Annotated in this window: 22 protein-coding genes; 12 read left to right on the forward strand and 10 right to left on the reverse strand. The window is 65.8% G+C overall.

Translation table 11 applies throughout. The features are described 5' to 3' along the window. Positions 1-124: 124 nt before the first annotated feature. The gene (locus tag AMYNI_RS0122970; protein WP_157357456.1) at positions 125-1,372 is read left to right on the forward strand and encodes a hypothetical protein; all 1,248 of its coding nucleotides are present in this window, start codon (positions 125-127) and stop codon (positions 1,370-1,372) included. A gap of 7 nt (positions 1,373-1,379) precedes the next feature. Here the strand turns inward: AMYNI_RS0122970 and AMYNI_RS0122975 are convergent, their stop codons facing one another. Beyond that, positions 1,380-2,267 carry an oxidoreductase gene (locus tag AMYNI_RS0122975; RefSeq protein ID WP_020670403.1) on the reverse strand — a complete coding sequence of 296 codons (888 nt, stop codon included), beginning with the start codon at positions 2,265-2,267 and terminating at the stop codon, positions 1,380-1,382. 81 nt (positions 2,268-2,348) lie between these two features. On the opposite strand from AMYNI_RS0122975, the gene AMYNI_RS0122980 reads away from it, so the two are divergent. Then, entirely contained in the window at positions 2,349-2,933 is a 585-nt protein-coding gene (locus tag AMYNI_RS0122980; protein WP_020670404.1) for a TetR/AcrR family transcriptional regulator, read from the forward strand. Between the two features lie 6 nt (positions 2,934-2,939). On the opposite strand, the gene AMYNI_RS0122985 is transcribed toward AMYNI_RS0122980, so the two are convergent. From AMYNI_RS0122985 to AMYNI_RS0123010, 6 genes are all read right to left on the reverse strand, one after another. Then, the gene (locus AMYNI_RS0122985; protein WP_020670405.1) at positions 2,940-3,833 is read right to left on the reverse strand and encodes an alpha/beta fold hydrolase; all 894 of its coding nucleotides are present in this window, start codon (positions 3,831-3,833) and stop codon (positions 2,940-2,942) included. Positions 3,834-3,923: 90 nt separating this feature from the next. Beyond that, a complete protein-coding gene (locus tag AMYNI_RS0122990) occupies positions 3,924-4,139 on the reverse strand; it encodes a formate dehydrogenase subunit delta (RefSeq protein ID WP_020670406.1) in 216 nt (71 codons plus the stop codon). A 4-nt stretch (positions 4,140-4,143) separates the two neighbouring features. Continuing rightward, a complete protein-coding gene (gene fdhF / locus AMYNI_RS0122995) occupies positions 4,144-6,957 on the reverse strand; it encodes a formate dehydrogenase subunit alpha (protein WP_020670407.1) in 2,814 nt (937 codons plus the stop codon). Further along, positions 6,954-8,525, reverse strand: a complete 1,572-nt coding sequence (locus tag AMYNI_RS0123000; RefSeq protein WP_020670408.1) for a formate dehydrogenase beta subunit — start codon at positions 8,523-8,525, stop codon at positions 6,954-6,956. Before AMYNI_RS0123000 ends, fdhF begins: the two co-directional genes overlap by 4 nt. Then, on the reverse strand, positions 8,522-9,007 hold the full coding sequence (locus AMYNI_RS0123005; protein WP_020670409.1) for an NAD(P)H-dependent oxidoreductase subunit E: 486 nt from the start codon (positions 9,005-9,007) through the stop codon (positions 8,522-8,524). The genes AMYNI_RS0123000 and AMYNI_RS0123005 overlap by 4 nt, the downstream gene beginning before the upstream one ends. Positions 9,008-9,414: 407 nt before the next feature. After that, complete coding sequence (locus tag AMYNI_RS0123010) at positions 9,415-10,161, reverse strand: XRE family transcriptional regulator (RefSeq protein WP_026360810.1); 747 nt, start codon at positions 10,159-10,161, stop codon at positions 9,415-9,417. Positions 10,162-10,268: 107 nt separating this feature from the next. Here AMYNI_RS0123010 and AMYNI_RS0123015 point away from each other — a divergent pair, with 107 nt between their 5' ends. From AMYNI_RS0123015 to AMYNI_RS0123025, 3 genes are read left to right on the forward strand one after another with little or no spacing between them, the layout of a single operon-like run. Continuing rightward, on the forward strand, positions 10,269-10,532 hold the full coding sequence (locus tag AMYNI_RS0123015) for a hypothetical protein (RefSeq protein WP_020670411.1): 264 nt from the start codon (positions 10,269-10,271) through the stop codon (positions 10,530-10,532). Then, the gene (locus AMYNI_RS0123020; protein ID WP_020670412.1) at positions 10,526-10,759 is read left to right on the forward strand and encodes an AMED_5909 family protein; all 234 of its coding nucleotides are present in this window, start codon (positions 10,526-10,528) and stop codon (positions 10,757-10,759) included. The genes AMYNI_RS0123015 and AMYNI_RS0123020 overlap by 7 nt, the downstream gene beginning before the upstream one ends. Next, the gene (locus AMYNI_RS0123025) at positions 10,756-11,088 is read left to right on the forward strand and encodes a helix-turn-helix domain-containing protein (protein WP_020670413.1); all 333 of its coding nucleotides are present in this window, start codon (positions 10,756-10,758) and stop codon (positions 11,086-11,088) included. Before AMYNI_RS0123020 ends, AMYNI_RS0123025 begins: the two co-directional genes overlap by 4 nt. A 1-nt stretch (position 11,089) precedes the next feature. On the opposite strand, the gene AMYNI_RS0123030 is transcribed toward AMYNI_RS0123025, so the two are convergent. Continuing rightward, a complete protein-coding gene (locus AMYNI_RS0123030; protein ID WP_020670414.1) occupies positions 11,090-11,500 on the reverse strand; it encodes a MarR family winged helix-turn-helix transcriptional regulator in 411 nt (136 codons plus the stop codon). 85 nt (positions 11,501-11,585) lie between these two features. Here AMYNI_RS0123030 and AMYNI_RS0123035 point away from each other — a divergent pair, with 85 nt between their 5' ends. The 3 genes from AMYNI_RS0123035 (at position 11,586) to AMYNI_RS49205 (ending at position 15,283) form a co-directional block, all read left to right on the forward strand. Continuing rightward, positions 11,586-12,308, forward strand: a complete 723-nt coding sequence (locus tag AMYNI_RS0123035; protein ID WP_020670415.1) for an SDR family oxidoreductase — start codon at positions 11,586-11,588, stop codon at positions 12,306-12,308. A gap of 40 nt (positions 12,309-12,348) precedes the next feature. Continuing rightward, on the forward strand, positions 12,349-13,266 hold the full coding sequence (locus AMYNI_RS0123040; protein ID WP_026360812.1) for an SDR family oxidoreductase: 918 nt from the start codon (positions 12,349-12,351) through the stop codon (positions 13,264-13,266). A gap of 601 nt (positions 13,267-13,867) precedes the next feature. Continuing rightward, positions 13,868-15,283, forward strand: a complete 1,416-nt coding sequence (locus AMYNI_RS49205; RefSeq protein WP_157357457.1) for a PIN-like domain-containing protein — start codon at positions 13,868-13,870, stop codon at positions 15,281-15,283. Between the two features lie 70 nt (positions 15,284-15,353). Here the strand turns inward: AMYNI_RS49205 and AMYNI_RS0123045 are convergent, their stop codons facing one another. Both AMYNI_RS0123045 and AMYNI_RS0123050 read right to left on the reverse strand, forming a co-directional pair. Then, positions 15,354-16,043 (reverse strand): HAD family hydrolase, encoded by a 690-nt coding sequence (locus tag AMYNI_RS0123045; RefSeq protein WP_020670417.1) that lies wholly within the window; start codon positions 16,041-16,043, stop codon positions 15,354-15,356. Beyond that, the gene (locus AMYNI_RS0123050) at positions 16,040-16,882 is read right to left on the reverse strand and encodes a GntR family transcriptional regulator (RefSeq protein WP_020670418.1); all 843 of its coding nucleotides are present in this window, start codon (positions 16,880-16,882) and stop codon (positions 16,040-16,042) included. Before AMYNI_RS0123050 ends, AMYNI_RS0123045 begins: the two co-directional genes overlap by 4 nt. A 220-nt stretch (positions 16,883-17,102) precedes the next feature. Between AMYNI_RS0123050 and AMYNI_RS0123055 the strand changes: the two genes are divergently transcribed. From AMYNI_RS0123055 to AMYNI_RS45205, 4 genes are read left to right on the forward strand one after another with little or no spacing between them, the layout of a single operon-like run. Further along, complete coding sequence (locus AMYNI_RS0123055; protein ID WP_020670419.1) at positions 17,103-17,567, forward strand: hypothetical protein; 465 nt, start codon at positions 17,103-17,105, stop codon at positions 17,565-17,567. Beyond that, complete coding sequence (locus AMYNI_RS0123060; RefSeq protein ID WP_020670420.1) at positions 17,567-17,851, forward strand: hypothetical protein; 285 nt, start codon at positions 17,567-17,569, stop codon at positions 17,849-17,851. Before AMYNI_RS0123055 ends, AMYNI_RS0123060 begins: the two co-directional genes overlap by 1 nt. Before the next feature lie 2 nt (positions 17,852-17,853). Beyond that, positions 17,854-18,147 (forward strand): hypothetical protein, encoded by a 294-nt coding sequence (locus AMYNI_RS0123065; protein WP_020670421.1) that lies wholly within the window; start codon positions 17,854-17,856, stop codon positions 18,145-18,147. Next, complete coding sequence (locus AMYNI_RS45205; RefSeq protein ID WP_020670422.1) at positions 18,144-18,476, forward strand: hypothetical protein; 333 nt, start codon at positions 18,144-18,146, stop codon at positions 18,474-18,476. Before AMYNI_RS0123065 ends, AMYNI_RS45205 begins: the two co-directional genes overlap by 4 nt. Positions 18,477-18,764 lie beyond the last annotated feature (288 nt).

Raw genomic sequence — 18,764 nt, forward strand, 5'->3', positions numbered from 1 at the left:
TGTTATTCATACTATTAAATATTGGTTTACGGCCGCCAAATGTAACGCTTTCCAGTCCGTCTGCCGACATATCTTCGTGTGGCACAACTTCGGATTCCAGGAGAATCCTTATCAGACCGAGCCGATGCCGGCTACCGAGGAGGGCAACGAGCTGCTGGTCGGCCGGGAGGAGGAGATCAAGAAGCTCGAGGTCCGGGTGGCCGAGTGCGGAAACCATGTGACCATTGAAGGAGACAACGGGGTCGGCAAGACCAGCCTGCTGTCCGTGGTGGCCTACCGGCTGCGGTCCTCCAGTGAGGCGGGCGAATCGCCGCAGCTTTTCCTTCCGCTGTGCGAAGTATTCCAGCTGAATCCCGAAGATTCGGTAGATGAGTTCGTGAAGAAGGTGTATTACCAGATCGCCAGCACCATCGACAAGGAGTATCCGGTCCTTCGCCGGTACGCGCATCGGGTACCGGATATCGCGGACGTGCGGAGCTGGCTGCGCGCCCCGCTGCTGCACAGCACCGGGACCAACGTGAGCGCGCTGGGTTTCGGTGCCGGGGGCAGCAGGGGGCGGTCGGTGAACTCCTCGGCCGGATTCGCCGATTCCGGTTTCAAGGCGACCATCGACGAATGGCTGCCGCAGTTGTTCCCGACGAACCAGAGCGGCGGTTTCGTCGGCGTGATAGACAATCTCGAACTGCTGGAAACCACCCAGAACGCGCGCCGGCTGCTGGAAGGTTTGCGCGACCCGCTGCTGAACCGGCGCGGTCTTCGCTGGATCCTGTGCGGTGCCCGCGGGATAGTCCGGACCGCGGTGTCCTCCCAGCGTCTGGAGGGCAGGCTGGCCGAGCCGCTGGAGATCAGGCCCATTTCGGACGGTTATGTCTCCGCCGCGATCGAGCGGCGAATAGAGCGCTACCGCGTCGACGAGAACGCGGTGGCGCCGCTGGGACCCGAATCGTTCCAATACCTCTACGACGTGCTCAACTGCAATCTGCGGAACGCGTTCAAGTACGCCCGCGACTTTTCCTTCTGGCTACTCGAAGAAGGCACCCTGTCGGGTGACGCGAGTGAGTACGACGGGTATTTCCGGGCCTGGCTGGCCGAACAGGCCGACCGGCACAACGAGCAGACCGATCTGACCAAGCGTGCCTGGCAGGTTTTCGATGATCTGGCATCCGGTCGCGGCTGGTGCTCACCAGGTGATTTCGAAGAGTTCGGCTTCAACTCCATGCCGCGGATGCGTACCCACATCAAGGCGCTGGAGCAGGAGAATCTCGTTTTCACGTCGCTCAACGACGAATCCGACAAGCGCCGGAAGACCATCTGCATGACACCGCGGGGCTGGCTGGTGCGCTATTCCCGAAGCGGGTACGAACTGCCTTAGGCCGCCGTCAGGCAGCGACGGTCAGTGGGAAGGTGACCCGGGTGAGTTCTTCGGAGACCGCCCACAGCCGCTTGGCGTCCTCCGGGTCGCTGGCCGCGAAGGTGCGGCTGACCAGTGTCGGGCCGCCGCGCATCTCGCCGATGCCGTCCGGGCCGAGGTAGCTGGCACCGGGCAGATCCTGGGTCGCGGCGTACAGCGTCGGTAGCGCCCCTGCCTTGCTGTCCTGCGCGAACAGCTTGTTCGCGAGCGGCGCGAAGGCGTTGACCACCCGGCTGCCGCTGTGGCTCTGCAGGTTGGTCGCGGCCCAGCCGGGATGCGCGGCGAACGCGCGCACGGTGGAACCCGACGCGGTGAGGCGGCGCTGGAGTTCCAGGGTGAACAGCAGGTTCGCCAGCTTGGACTGGCCGTAGGCGCGGACGCGGCCGTACTCGCCGGTCAGGTTCAGGTTGCCGAAGTGGATCCGTCCCGCGCGGTGGGCGCCGGAGGACACGGTGACCACGCGATCGGTCACGTGCGGCAGCAGCAGGTTGGTCAGCGCGAAGTGACCGAGATGGTTCGTGCCGAACTGCAGCTCGAAGCCGTCCTTGGTCTGCGCCTCCGGGACCGCCATCACCCCGGCGTTGTTGATCAGCAGGTCCAGATCGCCTGCCCAGTCCCCGGCGAACTCGCGTACGGAGGACAGGTCGGCGAGGTCGAGCCGACGGACTTCGGTGCTGCCGTCGATGGTCTTCGCCGCCGCGTGGCCGCGGTCGAGGTCGCGCACGGCGAGCACGACATGCGCTCCGGCGGCCGCGAGCGCCTCCGTGGTGGCGATGCCGAGTCCGCTGTTGGCGCCGGTGACGACCGCGGTGCGGCCGTGGAGATCGGGCAGGTCGGTTGCGTTCCAGTTCGTCATGGCCGCCAATGTAGTCACCGCCTACAAAGTTGTCAACGCCTACAATGATGGCGGCGACTACATGGGTTGTATGCTCCCCGCATGCGTCGTTACCACCACGGAGACCTGCGTGCCGCGTTGCTCGCCCGCGCGGAGCAGACACTGCGGGAGAAGGGTGCCGACGCACTGTCGCTTCGTCAGCTCGCCAAGGATCTCGGCGTGAGCCACGCGGCGCCGAGCCGGCACTTCAAGGACAAGCGGGCGCTGCTCGACGCGCTCGCGCTGACCGGGCTGGACCGGCTCGCCGGCGCGATGGAACGCGCGAACACCGGCCCCGGTGACATCCGCAGCCGGCTACTCGCGCTCGCCAGGGCGTACGTGGACTTCGCGATCGCGGAGCCCGAACTGCTCGAAGTGATGTACACCGGCAAGCACGACCCGCTGGTCTCGGACCAGGTCGTCGCGGCGGGGGAACGGCTGGGGGTGGCGATTCTGCGCCCGATCGTCGAGGCGCAGGAAGCCGGCGAGGTGGTGGCCGGCGACCCGGCGGGCATCGCCATGGTGGCCGCCTCGGCGCTGCACGGGTTCGCTTCGCTGACCGCCAACGGTTCGTTCGAAAAAAATGATGCCCCCGAGTTGCTCGAGGGCATCATCGATCATCTGCTCAGCGGGCTGTCCCCCCGCTGACCGGCGCTACTTCGGCATCGGCGCGTCCAGGAAGGCCGGGATCGCCGGGCGCAGCAGGTCGTCCCGCGACGGCAGGGTGATGTGGGAGGTCGCGGGCAGCACCACCAGCTGGGAGGCGGGCAGGCCCTCCGGGGTGTCGCCCATGACGCCGCCGCCGAGCAGTCGGAACAGCTCCACCGCGTGCTCGGGCCGGACGATGTCGGAGTCACCGATGATCAGCTGCGTCGGTGCCTTGACGCCCCGGACCGCCTCGTCCGGCACGGTCGGCAGGTTGCCGTCCATCTCCTTGACCCGCTCGACCAGCTTGGGGAAGTCCTGCGGGCGCGGCGCGATCCGCAGGTACTCCTGGTGGAACACGCTGCCTTCGAGCATGCTCGGCTCGAGGTCTTTGATCCCGTCCAGCACGCCGGGGTGCAGTCCTTCGGGCTTGGCGGAGACCGAGGCCAGCACCAGCTTGCGGGTCAGTTCGGGGTGCCGGATGCCGAGTTCCAGCGCGATCCCGGCGCCCATGCTGTATCCGAAGAAGTCCGCGTTGGTGACGCCGATCTTGCCCAGCAGGGCGGCGGTGTCCTCGGCCATCGTGGACATCCGCAGCGGCCGGTCGATGTCCGCGGTGTGGCCGTGCGCCTGCTGCTCGACCGAGATGACCCGGCGATGCTTCGACAGGAACGGGATCAGCTCGCCGAAGGAGGTCCCGGTCGCCGAGAACGCGCCGTGCAGGAGCACCAGCGGTGTGCCGGTGCTCTTGCCGTACTCCTCGTAGTACATGTCCAGCCCGTTGACCGGCACGTAGTGACCGCGCCCCTTGCCGGTCTCCGCCTTCTCGCCGGCCTGCCCGGACCCCACGACCAGCAGCGAGGCGGCGATCATGGCGGCTGCGGTGAACAGTGTCTTCTTCATCTTCGATGTCCCTCCAGAGTGGCCTTTACCCAGGCGTCGATCAGCCACCCCGCAAATCGACACCCCCGCCGACCCTTTTCGCGCCTCTGGTCAGCGGAGGAGGGGGAGGGCGCCGAGGGCGAGCGGGTCGAGGGCGGCGGTGCCGGTTTCGCCGAGCCGCAGCAGCTCGGCCACCATCCGCGGGTCCCAGAACATCCGGATGTGCCGGGCGATGGCGGCCGACGCCTCCTCCGGCGGCCGGTGCCGGAACTGGGCGGCGATCTCGTTGGCCAGCCTGACCTGCGGCGAGCCGGTGTGTGCGGACATGGCCTCAGTCCGCCAGCACCGAGGCAGGCACCTCTTCCTCGGCGAGTCTCGCGCTCGCCGTGGCGCTGAGCAGGCCGACCTGCACGGCGGTCACCTTGTACTCCGGGCAGTTCGTCGCCCAGTCGGAGTTCTCGGTGGTCACCACGTTGGCGCCGGTCACCGGATGGTGGAACGTGGTGTACACGACCCCGACCGGCATCCGGTCCGCGAGCACCGCGCGCAGCGAGGTCTCACCGACCCGGCTGGCCAGCGAGACCAGGTCACCGTCGCGGATCCCGCGCACCTCGGCGTCGTGCGGGTGGATCTCCAGCAGGTCCTCCGGATGCCAGGCGATGTTGCCGGTGCGCCGGGTCTGCGCGCCGACGTTGTACTGGCTCAGGATCCGCCCGGTGGTCAGGATCAGCGGGTACTTGCGGGTGCTGCGCTCCTCGGTGGGCACGAACGCGGTCGGCACGAACCGGCCCTTGCCGCGGGTGAACTCGTCCATGTGCATGGTGGGCGTACCCTCCGGCGCCTCGTCGTTGCACGGCCACTGCACGCTGCCGAGCTTGTCCAACTTCTCGAAGGACACTCCGGCGAAGGTCGGCGTGAGCGCGGCGATCTCGTCCATGATCTCGCGCGGATGCCGGTACGACATCTCATAGCCCATCGCCTGCGCGATTTCGCAGACGATCTCCCATTCGTGCTTACCGGTCTTCGGCGCCATCACCGGCCGGACCCGGTTGATCCGGCGCTCGGCGTTGGTGAAGGTGCCGTCCTTCTCCAGGAACGACGTGCCCGGCAGGAACACGTGCGCGAACTTGGCCGTCTCGTTGAGGAACAGGTCCTGCACCACGCACAGGTCCAGCGCCGCCAGCGCGGCGGTGACGTGCTTGGTGTTCGGGTCGGACTGGGCGATGTCCTCGCCCTGCACGAACAGCGCGCGGAAGGTGCCGTCCACCGCGGCGTCGAACATGTTCGGGATCCGCAGCCCCGGCTCGGGCAGGATCTCCCGCTGCCACAGGCTTTCGAACACCGTCCGCACCGCGTCGTCGGAGACGTGCCGGTAGCCGGGCAGCTCGTGCGGGAACGAGCCCATGTCGCAGGAGCCCTGCACGTTGTTCTGCCCGCGCAGCGGGTTGATGCCGACGCCCTCCCGGCCGATGTTGCCGGTCGCCATGGCCAGGTTCGCCATGCCCATCACCATCGTGGAGCCCTGGCTGTGCTCGGTGACGCCGAGGCCGTAGTAGATCGCCGCGTTGCCGCCGGTCGCGTACAGCCGGGCCACCGCGCGCACGTCCGCCGCGGGCACCCCGGTGATCTCTTCGGTGGCCTCCGGGCTGTTCTCCGGCCGGGCGATGAACTCCGCCCACGCCTCGAAGTCCTCGCAGCGGTCGTCCACAAAGGACTGGTCGACCAGTCCCTCGGTGACCACCACGTGCGCCATCGCGTTCACGATCGCCACGTTGGTGCCGGGCGCGAGCTGCAGGTGGTACTCGGCCTCGACGTGCGGCGAGCGCACCAGGTCGATCCGGCGCGGGTCGACGACCACCAGCTTGGCGCCCTCACGCAGCCTGCGCTTCATCCGCGAGGCGAACACCGGGTGCCCGTCGGTCGGGTTCGCGCCGATCACCACGATCACGTCGCTCTTGGCCACCGACCGGAAGTCCTGCGTGCCGGCCGACTCGCCGAAGGTCTGCTTCAGCCCGTACCCGGTCGGCGAGTGGCAGACCCTGGCGCAGGTGTCCACGTTGTTGTTGCCGAATGCCGTGCGCACCATCTTCTGCACCACGAAGACCTCTTCGTTGGTGCAGCGCGAGGAGGTGATCCCGCCGATGGCGCCGACGCCGTGCTCGGCCTGGACGCTCCGCATCTTCTCGGCCACGTAGCCGATCGCGGTGTCCCAGTCGACCTCGCGCCACTCGTCGGTGATCCGCTCCCGGATCATCGGGCTGAGCTGGCGGTCCGGATGGCTGGCGTAGCCGAAGGCGAACCGGCCCTTGACACAGGAGTGGCCCTCGTTGGCCCCGCCGTCCTTGTACGGCACCATCCGGACCACTTCGTCGCCGCGCATCTCGGCCTTGAAAGAGCAGCCGACGCCGCAGTACGCGCAGGTGGTGAGCACGCTGCGGTTCGGCATCCCGAGGTCCACCACCGACTTCTCCTGAAGGGTGGCCGTCGGGCAGGCCTGCACGCAGGCGCCGCAGGAGACGCAGTCGGAGTCCATAAAGGACACACCGCCGGCGGACACCTTGGACTCGAAGCCGCGGCCCTCGATGGTCAGCGCGAAGGTGCCCTGCACCTCGTCGCAGGCCCGGACGCAGCGCGAGCAGGCGATGCACTTGGACGCTTCGAAGTCGAAGTAGGGGTTGCTGTGGTCGGTCTCGAGGTCGAGGTGGTTCTCGCCCTCGTAGCCGTAGCGCACCTGCCGCAGGCCGACCACGCCGGACATGTCCTGCAGCTCGCAGTCACCGTTGGCGGAGCAGGTGAGGCAGTCCAGCGGGTGGTCGGAGATGTAGAGCTCCATGACCCCCTGACGCAGCTTCGCCAGCTTCGGCGTCTGCGTGCGGACCTTCATGCCGTCGGCGACCGGGGTGGTGCAGGACGCCGGGGTGCCGCGGCGGCCGTCGATCTCGACCAGGCACAGCCGGCAGGACCCGAACGCCTCCAGGCTATCGGTGGCGCACAGCTTGGGGATGTCGATGCCGCTCAGCGCCGCCGCGCGCATCACGGACGTGCCTTCGGGCACCGTGACCGGCAGGCCGTCCACCTCCACCGCGATGGTCGCCGGGCCTGGCTTGGCCGGAGTGCCGAGATCGGGTTCCTTGAACAGGGTCATGAGGTCTTCTCCTCGCTTCGACCTGGTGTCCGGGCGGTGAAGTCGTCCGGGAAGTACTGGAGTGCGCTGCGCACCGGGTTGGGGGTCAGCCCGCCCATCGCGCACAGCGACCCGTCGGTCATCAGCTCGCAGAGATCGCCGAGGATGGCCAGGTTTCCGTCGGGATCCTCACCGGCCACGATGCGATCGATCGTCTCCACCCCGCGTACCGAGCCGACCCGGCACGGGGTGCACTTGCCGCAGGACTCCTCCGCGCAGAACTCCATCGCGAACCGCGCCATCGCGGCCATGTCCACGGTGTCGTCGAAGACCACCACCCCACCGTGCCCGAGCATCGCGCCGGCCGCGGTGAACGCCTCGTAGTCCATCGGCAGGTCCAGCTTGTCCGCCGGCAGGTACGCGCCGAGCGGCCCGCCGACCTGCACCGCGCGCACCGGCCTGCCGGACAGCGTGCCGCCGCCGTAGTTGTGCACCAGCTCGGCGAGCGAGATGCCGAAGGCGGTCTCGAACACGCCGCCGCGCGCGATGTTGCCGGTCAGCTGGAAGATCTGGGTGCCGCGCGAGCGTTCCACGCCGAGGTCGGCGTATGCCTTCGCGCCGTCCGCGAGGATCGCCGGTACCGAGCCGAGGGTGAGCACGTTGTTCACCACGGTCGGCTTGCCGAACAGGCCGGTGATCGCCGGGATCGGCGGCTTGGACCGCACCATGCCGCGCTTGCCCTCCAGGCTGTCCAGCATGGAGGTCTCTTCGCCGCAGATGTAGGCGCCGGCGCCGACCCGTACGTGCAGCTCGAACTCGAGCCCGCTGCCGAGGATGTCCTTGCCGAGCCAGTCCTGCGCGTGCGCGATGTCGATGGCCCGGCGCATCGTGTCGACCGCGTCCGGGTATTCGGAGCGGATGTAGAGGTAGCCCTCGGTGGCACCGACCGCCAGCGCGGCGATGGTCATGCCCTCGATCAGGCAGAACGGGTCGCCCTCCATCAGCATCCGGTCGGCGAAGGTGCCGCTGTCGCCTTCGTCGGCGTTGCAGCAGATGAACTTCAGCTCGCCCGGGGTGTCGGCGACGGTCTTCCACTTGATGCCGGCCGGGAAGCCGGCGCCGCCGCGGCCGCGCAGGCCGGATTCGGTGACCTCGGCGACCACCGCCGCCGGGCCCAGCTCCAGCGCCTTGCCGAGTCCCGCCATTCCGCCGTAGGTGACGTAGTCGGTCGGGGAGAGCGGGTCGGTGATGCCGACCCTGGCGAAGCAGATCCGGTTCTGTTCGCTCATCCAGGGCAGGTCTTCCACCCGGCCGAGGCGCAGCTCGTGCTCGCCGCCGTCGAGCATGCCCTTTTCGATCAGCTCGCCCACTTTGTCCTCGGTGACCGGCCCGTAGCCGATCCGGCCGAGCTCGGTGACCACTTCGACCAGCGGTTCCAGCCAGAGCATGCCGCGCGTTCCATTGCGCACGATGCGAACCGGACGTCCGGCTGCCGCCGCTTCGCGCCCGATGGCGGCGGCGACCTCGTCCGCACCGACCGAGCGAGCGGCCGAATCGCGCGGCACGTACACCGTGATGGGCTCGGTCATGCCTTCCCCGTTTCTGCCTCGATGATGGCGTCGAGGCGGGTTTCGTCGAGCCGCCCGTATAGCTTTCCGTTGATCTGCCCGGCGGGCCCGAGCGCGCAGTTGCCGAGGCAGAAGACCTGGTCGAGGGTCAGCGCGCCGTCCGCGCTGGTCTGCCCGACCTTGGTGTGCCATACCTGCTGGGCGTGCTCGACGAGCCGCTCGGCGCCCACCGACTGGCAGGCTTCGGCGCGGCAGAGTTTCACGGTGGTGCGGCCGGCCGGCTCGGACCGGAAGTCGGTGTAGAAGCTGACCACGCCGTGCACGTCGGCGCGGGAGATGTTCAGCTCGGTGGCCAGCACCGGCACCATCGCCTGGTCGATGTAGCCGAACTCGGCCTGGATACCGTGCAGGATCGGCATCAGCGCGCCCCGGTCGCCACGGTGGGTCTCGACCACCGCCCGCACCCGATCGGCCATCGACATGCCGGCACTGTCGACCGTCATCTCTCGTCTCCACTCCGCCGAACCCAAACTGTATACCGCGCATACGGTATACACAACTCTAACTCTCGCCCTACCCAGGCAACAGCCCCACCCCGAAATCTACGTTCCCCCACACCCCCCTGTCGACCCACAATCTCCCCCCTGAGCTGCGACTACACCCTCCCTCCGCCCCTCGCGCGTGTCCCACCTTCGTACCCTGCGAGTTCCGCCTTCCACCCCCGCGAGTCCCACCTTCCCGCTGCGCGAGTCCCCTCCTCCACACGGCGAGTTGACCATTCCCGTCGGCGAGTTTGCCGCTTCCGTCGGCGGGTTGGAGGGGGCGAATGTGGGACTCGCCGGCGCGGAACGTGGGACTCGCGGGGCTGGAGTGTGGAACTCGCGGCGGTGACCGCCTATCTGTTCGCGCCTCAGGGCCACTTCGGGGGCTTGGCCGTGCTCCAGACGGCGCCGAAGCTCTCCGCGTAGGTTTCGAAGAGGTCGCCGCCGGTGAGCCGCCGTAAGTGCAGCAGCGGTGCGTGCGCGGCCATGAGTCCGTACACGTGCGTGTTGACCAGCATTTCGTCGTCGAACCTGTAGATCGAGTTGTACAAGGTCGCCGTATGGCAACGAATCTCGATGCCCGGTTCATCTGCCAAAGCACGGTAGAACGTGAGCGCGCTTCGCACCTTGGCCGCGAGGGTGGTCTTGCCGATGCCCTCTTCGATGCTGCGCCGGGTGACCTCACGGCTGCCAGGATCGCCGACCATGATGCGAATTTTGACTTCCTGGTGGGCTTTCTGTCGCAGCCGCTTGATGAGTGACGGGTCGTAGGTGAGGAAGGTTGCCGAGTACACCAGGATTTCCAGCCGATTCTCGGCTTGGTCGATGAGCCGGCTCCACAGCTCATAGGGCGCGGAGTGCCGGTGAGGGTAGATCTTGACCACTTCGGAGCCGCCGATTTCCGCTTTGCGCTCGGGCGGTACCGCGTCCGGCCATAGATAGTTCTCGGGTTCGCGCACCAATGCCGCGATGGTATGCCGGTGGCGCGGATAGGGAATCCGGCCCTTGGTAATCCAGCGCTCGACGGTCTTGCGATCGACGGCGGTCGCGTCGGCCAGGTCTTCGAGCTTTAAACCGTTGCGCAGCAAGACATCTCGTAGTCGCTCGTTCGGCATCGGCTGCTCCTGGGGACTTGTTGGGACGGTAGATTTTAACTTCGGACGTCCATATACGTCCCGTCCTGAGGTGTTCGCGTCCGGGTGATTCGACGAGCCTTGGGCGCATGATGGTCGAGCTTGAGTTGGTTCAAGCCTGGGAGTCCGCCTATCGGCAATACACCGCGATGAGCGCGACGGTGAACCGGTTCCCTTCGGTGGATCAGAGGCTGGCGTGGGAAATGGCCGCCGCTTCGGCCGCGGTGGCGTCCGCCTGGCGCGCGCTGGAGTGCGACGGCTTCCACCCGTGGTGGCTCACGGCCGCGGTTCGTTCGGCCGCCGAGGCATTCGAGGGGCAGGCGCAGGATTGGGAGGAACGCGCGCGATGGTGACCGAACCGAAAACGTTGATCGGCGCGCACGCGTATGTCGCCAAGCTGCGTCCGGCTCCGGACGCGCCGTTGGACGACTGGGTTTCCTTCTACCGCAAGAGTTCGAGCGTGTACCGCGCGGTCGCGGAAATCGGCAGGGGCCATCATCACGAGTCGCTTTACTGGGCGGGTCGTGAGGCCCGTTTCGAGCGAGACGTGCGGCAGCGGCTTGGCGCGGGGAAAGGGTGACCTACCCGCCGGACGACCGGGAACTCGGCGACGCGGTGGCGGCGGAGCTGGTGCGGGCGCGGCGTGAGCGCGGACTGTCGCAACGGGAGGTGTGCGCCCTGCTGGGGGACGAGTTTTCGGTGTCTTCGCTCTGCCGCTACGAGCAGGGCAAGCAGGCGATGCGCCTGGAGGACTTCGTCCATCTCTGTGTGGCGCTTAGGGTTTCGCCATCTCTGGTGCTCTACGACGCCTGCGTCAAGGCTTATCACCACACCAACCGCGTCCCGGACGGCTACGTGCGCCTGTCACCGAAGGACGGCACGGTTCTTCAGGTCCACGAATGGCGATGAGCTACTGGAGCGCCTCGGTGGTGGTGCGCGCCAGGTCGGCGAGCTGACGCCGGCGGGCGGCGGGCCAGGACGTGAGTCGCCCGGTGATCGCCGCACTGACCGACTCCCGGAAGCGCTCGACGAGTTCCGTGCCCTGGTCGGTGAGGGACACCCTGGTCACCCGGCGATCGTCGGGATCGGGCCGCCGCCGCACCAGCTCACGGCGTTCCAGCCGGTCGACCAGGCCGGTGATGTTCGTCTTGTCGCAGTGCAACCGGACGGCCAGCTCCCCGTGGGTCATTTCCCGGGGCGCTACCGAGGTGAGCAACTGGGCCTGCTGCGGGGTGAGGTCGAGTTCGCGGCTCGCGGCGGCCCTGATCCCCTCGACCGTGCAGCACAGCTCGAGCATGGCGGCGGCCAGATCCGAGTCCATGTGCCGAGGGTACTTGACAGTCCATGACCTCAACTATTTAGTAGATAGTATCAACTGTTGAGGTCATGGACTAACTGGGGGAATTATGAGCCGGGTCGCGGTCATCACCGGAAGCTCGCGAGGCATCGGCAGGGCCACCGCGCTGCGGCTGGCCGCCGGTGGAGCGGTCGTCATCGTCAACTACCGCACCGAGGAAGCACTGGCGAAGTCCGTGGTCGCCGCCATCGAGGCTGAGGGCGGCCGCGCCACCGCGGTGCGCGCGGACGCCGCCGATCCCGCGCAGCTCCGCATGTTGCTCAGCGCGGCCGAGCAACATTACGGCGGTCTGGACGTGCTGGTGCACAACGCCGCCGGTTTCGTGCGGGGACCGCTGGCCACCGCCACCGATGACGATTACGGGCACGCCTTCTCGATGAACGCCCAAGCCACCTTCGTCGCGCTGCGCGAGGCCGGCCGGTGCATGCGCGATGGCGGCCGGATCGTGTTCATCTCTTCGGCGGCCACCCGCCTCGGCCCGCCCGGCGAAGCCCTTTACGCGGCAAGCAAGGCCGCCGGCGAGCAGCTTGTCCGTACTTTTGCCGCCGAGGTCGGTGCCCGCGGCATCACGGTCAACAGCGTCTTGCCAGGACCGACCAACACCGACGGGTTCGCAGCGGCCTCCGCCCCGGTCGACGAGCTGATCGCGCGAACACCGCTCGGCCGGTTGGGCGAGCCGGAGGATATCGCCGATGTCGTCGGGTTCCTCGCCTCCGACGCGGCCAGGTGGGTGACCGGTCAGAGCATCACCGTCGACGGCGGCCTGTCCTGAAGCGGCGTTTTTGTCGGTGGCGGATGCCATCCTGCTGGGCATGGTGGACAAGCCGCTGAAGGGCAAGGTCGCACTGGTGGCCGGGGCGACCCGTGGCGCGGGGCGCGGTATCGCGGTGCAGCTCGCCGCGGCCGGTGCCACGGTGTACGCCACGGGGCGGACGACCCGGCAGCGGGCGAGCGAGTACGGGCGCCCGGAAACGATCGAAGAGACCGCCGAGCTGGCCGACGCGGCGGGCGGCACCGGCATCGCGGTCGCCGTGGACCACCTCGACCCGGTGCAGGTCGCCGAGCTGGTGGCCAGGATCGACGCGGAGCACGGGCGGCTGGACGTGCTGGTCAACGACATCTGGGGCGGTGAGCTGCTGGTCGGCTGGGACATCCCGGTGTGGGAGCACTCGCTGGAGGATGGCCTCCGGATGCTGCGGCTGGCGGTCGACACCCACCTGATCACCGCCCATCACGCGCTGCCGCTGCTGATCCGCCGCCAGGGTGGCCTGCTGGTCGAGGTCACCGACGGCACCGCGGAGTACAACGCCGAGAACTACCGGCTGAGCGTGTTCTACGACCTCGCCAAGATCGCCCCGATCCGCCTGGCGAAATCGTTTGCGCACGAGCTGCGGCCGCACGGCGGCACCGCGGTCAGCCTCACGCCGGGATGGCTGCGCTCGGAGATGATGCTGGACCACTTCGGCGTCACCGAGGACAACTGGCGCGACGCCTGCGCCAAGGAGCCGCACTTCGCCATCTCCGAAACCCCGCACTTCGTCGGCCGCGCCGTCGCTGCGCTGGCGGCGGACCCCGACCACGCCCGCTGGACGAGCACGTCACTGTCCAGCGGCGGTCTCGCCAAGGAGTACGGCTTCACCGACCTCGACGGCTCAGCCCCCGACTGCTGGCGCTACCTGGTCGAGGTACAGGACCCCGGCCGTCCCGCCGACACCACCGGCTACCGCTAGGGGTACATGGCGAGCCAGATCGCGATGAACTGATCACCGGTGATCACTGACCTGCCGAAGATCGCCAAAAATCCTGCCCGAGCTGCGCTTATGCCTCCTGGCAGTTCTCGCCGATTCTCGTCCCTGCCCGACCTCAGACGGCCTGGAGACGGCCTGAGCCCGACCGTCCAGACCCCTCCATCTTCCCGACACACAGCCCAGAACGCGGTCGGTGGTGCCGGGTCAAGGCACGCTTTCCCGCCTTGACGCGGTGCTGCCGGCCGTTGTCATGCTCGGCTGTCGGGACAGGTGGGTCACTGCTTGTAACAGCGATCTTGACGCATGCGACTCCTAGTCACTGACGCTTCGCTGAGGAGGCCGCCATGGCCGATGGTGATCTACGAGTCCGTCAGCGGCGGCGCGCTCACCTGACCGGCGGCTGCGGTGGGCCGCACCGGGCGGCCGGTGGGCAGAGCGGAGCGGGAGCCCATCCGTGCCGCCATGGATGCGGCCCGCCGTACGCGAGGCGAGACAGCGCGCCGCCGCTGGCGGCGCGCCTTGATCCCATAGAGCCAAATTCGGCAGAACCAACAAACAAAAACTTTGCACCTAAGGAAACTTCATGAAGGCAACGTTTCATGGATACTTGCCATTGCAGTCAGACGAGTACGATGCGCTCTTTAGTGAAGGGATTGTAGTTCTTGATACAAATGCACTATTGAACCTATATAGGTACACTCCGAAGTCTCGCAGAGAGCTACTTAATGGTTTGGAGGTAATATCCAAGCAGCTCTGGCTTCCTCATCAGGTCGGGCTGGAGTTCCATCGCAGGAGGATTGACATAATTAGAGAGCAGCAATCGTTCTACAATAAGATCGAAAAGATTATCCTGAGTTCAGCAGATGGGATCCGATCACAGATAGAAACCCTATCAATAAACCCATTTGTTGACATCAAGAGTACGGCGGCTCGTATCGATAAGTTTTTTCGCGAACTTGAATCCGGGCTGCGCAATGAGTTTGAAGAAAGCCTAAAAGAGTATGGAATTAGCCCACGGGCCGACCCGGTGATTGAGGAGTTAATGTCGTTATATGATGGCAAGGTTGGAGATTCATTTTCGAATGAAGAGTGGGACGAGATTCGCAAGGATGCGGATCGCAGATATGATAGCGAAATCCCTCCCGGGTTTCGAGACAAACATAAAACAGACGAGGATGCAAAGTATGGAGACTTTGTAATCTGGAAGCAGATGTTGAATTATGCCTCCCAGCAGGCGAGACCTATTCTGTTTGTCACCGACGACAACAAGGAAGATTGGTGGTGGAAGTCTAAGGGGCAGACGCTGGGGCCTCATCCAGTCTTGCGCGAGGAGTTTCGCAATCATACCGGCAAGACTTTCTATGCCTACCGAACTCAGGTATTTGTTGAAAAACTTAAGGAGCGAACCGAAGGCAAGGTTTCGGCCGATACCTTGAATGAGGTAAAGCTAATAAGTGAGAAGCAAGATAGGTATAGAGAGGAGCGAGAGAACGAGCGCCTACTTCGAGAAGAAAGTTTGCCTATAGCTAAGGAAGTCGAGGAGAGGCGGCCGGTGAAGAATGAGTCGATTAGTAAAACTCGAGCGCTTTATCGGCCACGCTTCAACACTGTTGGCGATTTGAGGAAAATAACCCGTAGCCTTGAAAGAGAAAGAGAACTCAAGGCTGCCGAACTCGATATGGCAAGGCGTCGACTTTCCGCTATGGCCAACGATCGAAAAATATATCTAACGGACTCGGTAGAATCAATAGATGAAGATGTACTAGCTGCCCCTTTGCTTGAGTTCACTAATGCGGTTGCCGAAATGGAGCAAGCGAATAAGGATTACAGCAGGGCTAGCGAGCAATACCGCGCAGCGTTGAATGAACAGCGCAGTTTGATGGAAATTGACAAAAGCCGCGAGGGGGAGCGTCATTTCCGAACGCTCGCAGTCGAGGCTGAAGAATTACACACCCTATCAAATAGGCAGATTGCTGATCGACATCGCAAACCTGAATAACGGGTGCGCCACTTGGCAAGCTTATGGACGTGCATGATCCGTCGACGATCGAATGAGAGGCGTTGCATCGCTATCGAACGGCTACGAGTTGGGCAAGTTTCGTTATGATGGCATCGGCGCCCGCGCCGGTAAGTTTGATCTCCTTATCGGGCTTGTTGGCGTAGCCGATGGCGGGCATGTCAATTGCATGCGCGGCGTCGATATCTGTGGTGGAATCCCCCAGGTAGACGCATTCCGTCGACGGTCTACGAAGATGGTTCACCGCTTGTCTAAGGAGAGAAGGGTTCGGTTTAAGCAGTTCGGGGTCAGGGCTGGTGCGGGCCGAGACATAGTCGGCGAGGCTGCGGAGTTCATAGAAATCTAGGTATGCCTCAATGGATTGTGTCGAGTTGTTGCTCACGATCGCTAGGGCTCTGCCGGACTCGTGCCATGCCGCCATGAGGTCGTGAGCGCCGGGAGTGGGTTCGGCGGTGACGATGGCTTCGACTTCGTGGGCAGTGAATGCAGCTTCGACGTAGCGGGCCTCGTCGGCTCCGAGGATGGCCGCGTACCGGAGTATTTCGAAAGGGTCAGTTACCGTTGCAATGTCGTGCGGGAGGTTGTGATGCCCGCCGTCTGCCAGGATGGTGCGAAGTTGATCGGCGACGACGGGTGCAGGGAAGCCGGAGAAGACCGCGCAGACCGGTCCGTCGAAATCAAGCAGGAGAGCGTGAGCGCGGGCCAGCAGGTCGCGGGCCGTAGTTTCATCGCCGGCATTCACCGCTGGTACTCCGTGGCGACGCTGGTCCACATGCTGTCGAACCAGGTTTTGGCCTGGTCGACGTACTGGGAGCCGGTGGAGGTGTCGTCGTCGTTGGCGGAGTGGTGGAAGAGGATGGCGTCTTTGCCCATGAGGTCGTACATGGTCTGGGTTTCGCCGCCGAAGGTGATGACGTGCTCGCGGACTGGGTAGAAGCCGAAGAACGCTTCCTCGTCGTTGATCATGTAGAGCTTGAACAGCGGGGCCGCGGGGTGGACGCGGATTTCGGCTTTGGCGTCCTGGACCAGGCCGAGTTCGCCAAGCTCCGTCACGGAGTCGACGATCGCGAGGGTGTGGCGGCGCATGATCTCTTCGGCGCGCTTGCGGAAGGCCGGGCTGTCGGCGTGGTCCTCGACCGTGGAGGGCAGCGACCAGGGCTGACGCGGATCGGGTAGCAGCAGGCGGACGCTGATGGACTCGGGACGTAGACGGCCGATGCGGATCTTGTCCAGCGGTTCGGCGATGACGCCGTGCAGGGTCTCGCCAGAGAAGCCGGCAAAGTCGATGGACACGTGCTGAGCCTCGAAGGCACGTTCGATGTGAGGGCGGAGTCCGACCGGGCGCTCGGTGCGCTCTCGAACGAAGACACCGCTGCCCTGTCGCGAAACGATCAGCCCTTCTTCGCGCAGCTCCCGCAGAGCGTTCTGCACGGTCATGGGAGCGACGTTGTACGCCTTGGCCAACTCTTGCCGCGACGGAAGCTTGTCCCCGGCGGAGAACTTCTTGGTCAGGATCGCAGCTCGTAGAGCGTTCGCGACCTGCACATACGGCGGTCGCGGATCGTCTGGATCGAGCTGCATCAGTACCTCGCCTACTTGTTGGTCTAGCCATCTGCTTCCTGAACTACGCGTAGTAGACAGCTATACCCCATCTTTCCGGCCTCCCCGAAGCTTGTCTAGGCCAGCTAGAGAGCTAGGTCACTTGCCACTTGTTGACTTGTCTAGCCAGGCTAGGTAGCCTGACTGAGTCAGCCACGCTAGGCAGCGCCGATCGAGGCGCCGACAAGCCAGGAGGCAAGAGATGGCAGTGCCACGAGGCACACGATTCGAGGTCGAGCACGAAGCGGTCTTCCCGGACGGGGCGGCCGTGGTCGGCACGGTGACACCGGACATGGAGTACGTGTCGAACGAGGACAAGGCCAGGGGCAAGCAGCCCAAGCAGAAGATCGACGAGCAGACCGGGCTGCTCCAGTGGAAGGTCACGGTTACCGACCCGTCCGCCGAGAAGGACCGGGACAAGTCCGCGACGGTCACCCTGCTGTGCAAGGTTCAGCCGGTGCCCCCGCCGGCCGCGATGGCGGGCTTCGACTTCCGCCCGGTGGTCTTCGAGGGCCTGACCGTTGAGGCCAGGGTCATGGGCGAGAAGTTCAAGTATCAGGGCTGGGTGCTGCGGGCCTCCGACATGCGGGAGCCGAAGAACCTCGCTCCGTCGAAGACGGCATCGAAGCCCGCTGGCGGTCAGAGCGAGCAGAAGACGGCCGCGTGATGGTGGGGCGGCCGTCGCGAGAGGCGGTCGCTCGGTGGAACACCGCTTATGCCGAGCAGACGACCGCGCTGTTCGCCGCGATGCGCTCCGATCCGAGCGACTTGGCGGCAGTGCGGCGTCTTGCCCGGGCCTACCACCTGGTGGCCGAAGCATGGCGGATGTTGTCCGCGGACTTCGCGGCTCCGATGTGGGCGCGGCATGCCGCATCGGTGGCCGCCGAGGAATTCGAAAGACGGGCGCGCATGGAGCGACTGCGCGCGGGGCTCAACGACGGAAAGACTTAGCAATGGTGAGAATGAAGCTCGTCGAGGCGTGGCATGCCGCCTTCGACGAATACGAGACGGTGTCGAAGCAGGCGGCCTGCTCGCGTGAGGTTGATGCGGAGACGGCGCGGAATCTGGCGGTGGCGTGTTCGGCGGTGGCTTCGGCGTGGCGGGAGATCGACAGTGAGGAACTGCCTGCGCGGTGGTCCTCGGTCGCGCTGACCATGGTGGCCGACCGGTTCGAGCAGGACGCGGCCCACTGGGACGGGGTCGCTCAGCAACGGGAGCGGGAGACGGCTACCGGGGGTGCGGCGTGATCAATGTGTCGTGTGCCCCGGGGCCTGCGGCGGCGGTCGGTGCGAAGTGGCACACCGCCGAGCTTCCCACCCTGGTCATGTACCTCGATCCGGAAAGCATCGCGTTCGGGCTGCCATCGATCCCCGGTGGTGAAGAGATGCTGGTGCGGTTCCTGCGGGAGCTTTCCCGCGAGGCGGCGAACCTGGCCACGCAGATGGAGCAGAAGAGGGCCATAGCGGCACGGCAGGCGGTTGACGGGCAGGCGATCGAGGGCGGCCAGCACCGCCTGCGCGGTTCCGGTGAGCCCGGTGCGGCGCGAGATGTCTGGTTCGACCCGACCGACCATTAGCTGGCACGGGGACGGATGCAGGAGTTGACAGGCCCGTCCGTCCCCGTGCCGCCACCCCCACGACCGGTAAAGGAGGTGAGCGTGGTGGCACTCAGGCTACCCGGCTTCCGACAGAAACGGCGCCTGCGGCTGGAATGGCGGCGCTGTCTGCGATGCGGCCAGACCGGGTTCGCCGTGAAAGGCCATCCCAGAGTCTGCGGCCGGTGCCCGAAGAGCGGCCGAACCGCCCTCTAACAACAGTCCAAAGTAGACATTTAACGCACGGTGGGTCGTGTGGCGATGAAGCAC

Origin of the sequence: Amycolatopsis nigrescens CSC17Ta-90 (assembly GCF_000384315.1) — a bacterium.
In the GTDB taxonomy this organism is placed as follows: Bacteria; Actinomycetota; Actinomycetes; order Mycobacteriales; family Pseudonocardiaceae; genus Amycolatopsis; species Amycolatopsis nigrescens.

What these genes read in the sequence shown, in the direction of transcription:
- AMYNI_RS0122970 (WP_157357456.1), top strand. Translation starts at nt 125, where the DNA reads ATGCCGGCTACCGAGGAGGGCAACGAGCTGCTGGTCGGCCGGGAGGAG.
- AMYNI_RS0122975 (WP_020670403.1), bottom strand. Translation starts at nt 2,267, where the DNA reads ATGACGAACTGGAACGCAACCGACCTGCCCGATCTCCACGGCCGCACC.
- AMYNI_RS0122980 (WP_020670404.1), top strand. Translation starts at nt 2,349, where the DNA reads ATGCGTCGTTACCACCACGGAGACCTGCGTGCCGCGTTGCTCGCCCGC.
- AMYNI_RS0122985 (WP_020670405.1), bottom strand. Translation starts at nt 3,833, where the DNA reads ATGAAGAAGACACTGTTCACCGCAGCCGCCATGATCGCCGCCTCGCTG.
- AMYNI_RS0122990 (WP_020670406.1), bottom strand. Translation starts at nt 4,139, where the DNA reads ATGTCCGCACACACCGGCTCGCCGCAGGTCAGGCTGGCCAACGAGATC.
- fdhF (WP_020670407.1), bottom strand. Translation starts at nt 6,957, where the DNA reads ATGACCCTGTTCAAGGAACCCGATCTCGGCACTCCGGCCAAGCCAGGC.
- AMYNI_RS0123000 (WP_020670408.1), bottom strand. Translation starts at nt 8,525, where the DNA reads ATGACCGAGCCCATCACGGTGTACGTGCCGCGCGATTCGGCCGCTCGC.
- AMYNI_RS0123005 (WP_020670409.1), bottom strand. Translation starts at nt 9,007, where the DNA reads ATGACGGTCGACAGTGCCGGCATGTCGATGGCCGATCGGGTGCGGGCG.
- AMYNI_RS0123010 (WP_026360810.1), bottom strand. Translation starts at nt 10,161, where the DNA reads ATGCCGAACGAGCGACTACGAGATGTCTTGCTGCGCAACGGTTTAAAG.
- AMYNI_RS0123015 (WP_020670411.1), top strand. Translation starts at nt 10,269, where the DNA reads ATGATGGTCGAGCTTGAGTTGGTTCAAGCCTGGGAGTCCGCCTATCGG.
- AMYNI_RS0123020 (WP_020670412.1), top strand. Translation starts at nt 10,526, where the DNA reads ATGGTGACCGAACCGAAAACGTTGATCGGCGCGCACGCGTATGTCGCC.
- AMYNI_RS0123030 (WP_020670414.1), bottom strand. Translation starts at nt 11,500, where the DNA reads ATGGACTCGGATCTGGCCGCCGCCATGCTCGAGCTGTGCTGCACGGTC.
- AMYNI_RS0123035 (WP_020670415.1), top strand. Translation starts at nt 11,586, where the DNA reads ATGAGCCGGGTCGCGGTCATCACCGGAAGCTCGCGAGGCATCGGCAGG.
- AMYNI_RS0123040 (WP_026360812.1), top strand. Translation starts at nt 12,349, where the DNA reads ATGGTGGACAAGCCGCTGAAGGGCAAGGTCGCACTGGTGGCCGGGGCG.
- AMYNI_RS49205 (WP_157357457.1), top strand. Translation starts at nt 13,868, where the DNA reads ATGAAGGCAACGTTTCATGGATACTTGCCATTGCAGTCAGACGAGTAC.
- AMYNI_RS0123050 (WP_020670418.1), bottom strand. Translation starts at nt 16,882, where the DNA reads ATGCAGCTCGATCCAGACGATCCGCGACCGCCGTATGTGCAGGTCGCG.
- AMYNI_RS0123055 (WP_020670419.1), top strand. Translation starts at nt 17,103, where the DNA reads ATGGCAGTGCCACGAGGCACACGATTCGAGGTCGAGCACGAAGCGGTC.
- AMYNI_RS0123060 (WP_020670420.1), top strand. Translation starts at nt 17,567, where the DNA reads ATGGTGGGGCGGCCGTCGCGAGAGGCGGTCGCTCGGTGGAACACCGCT.
- AMYNI_RS0123065 (WP_020670421.1), top strand. Translation starts at nt 17,854, where the DNA reads ATGGTGAGAATGAAGCTCGTCGAGGCGTGGCATGCCGCCTTCGACGAA.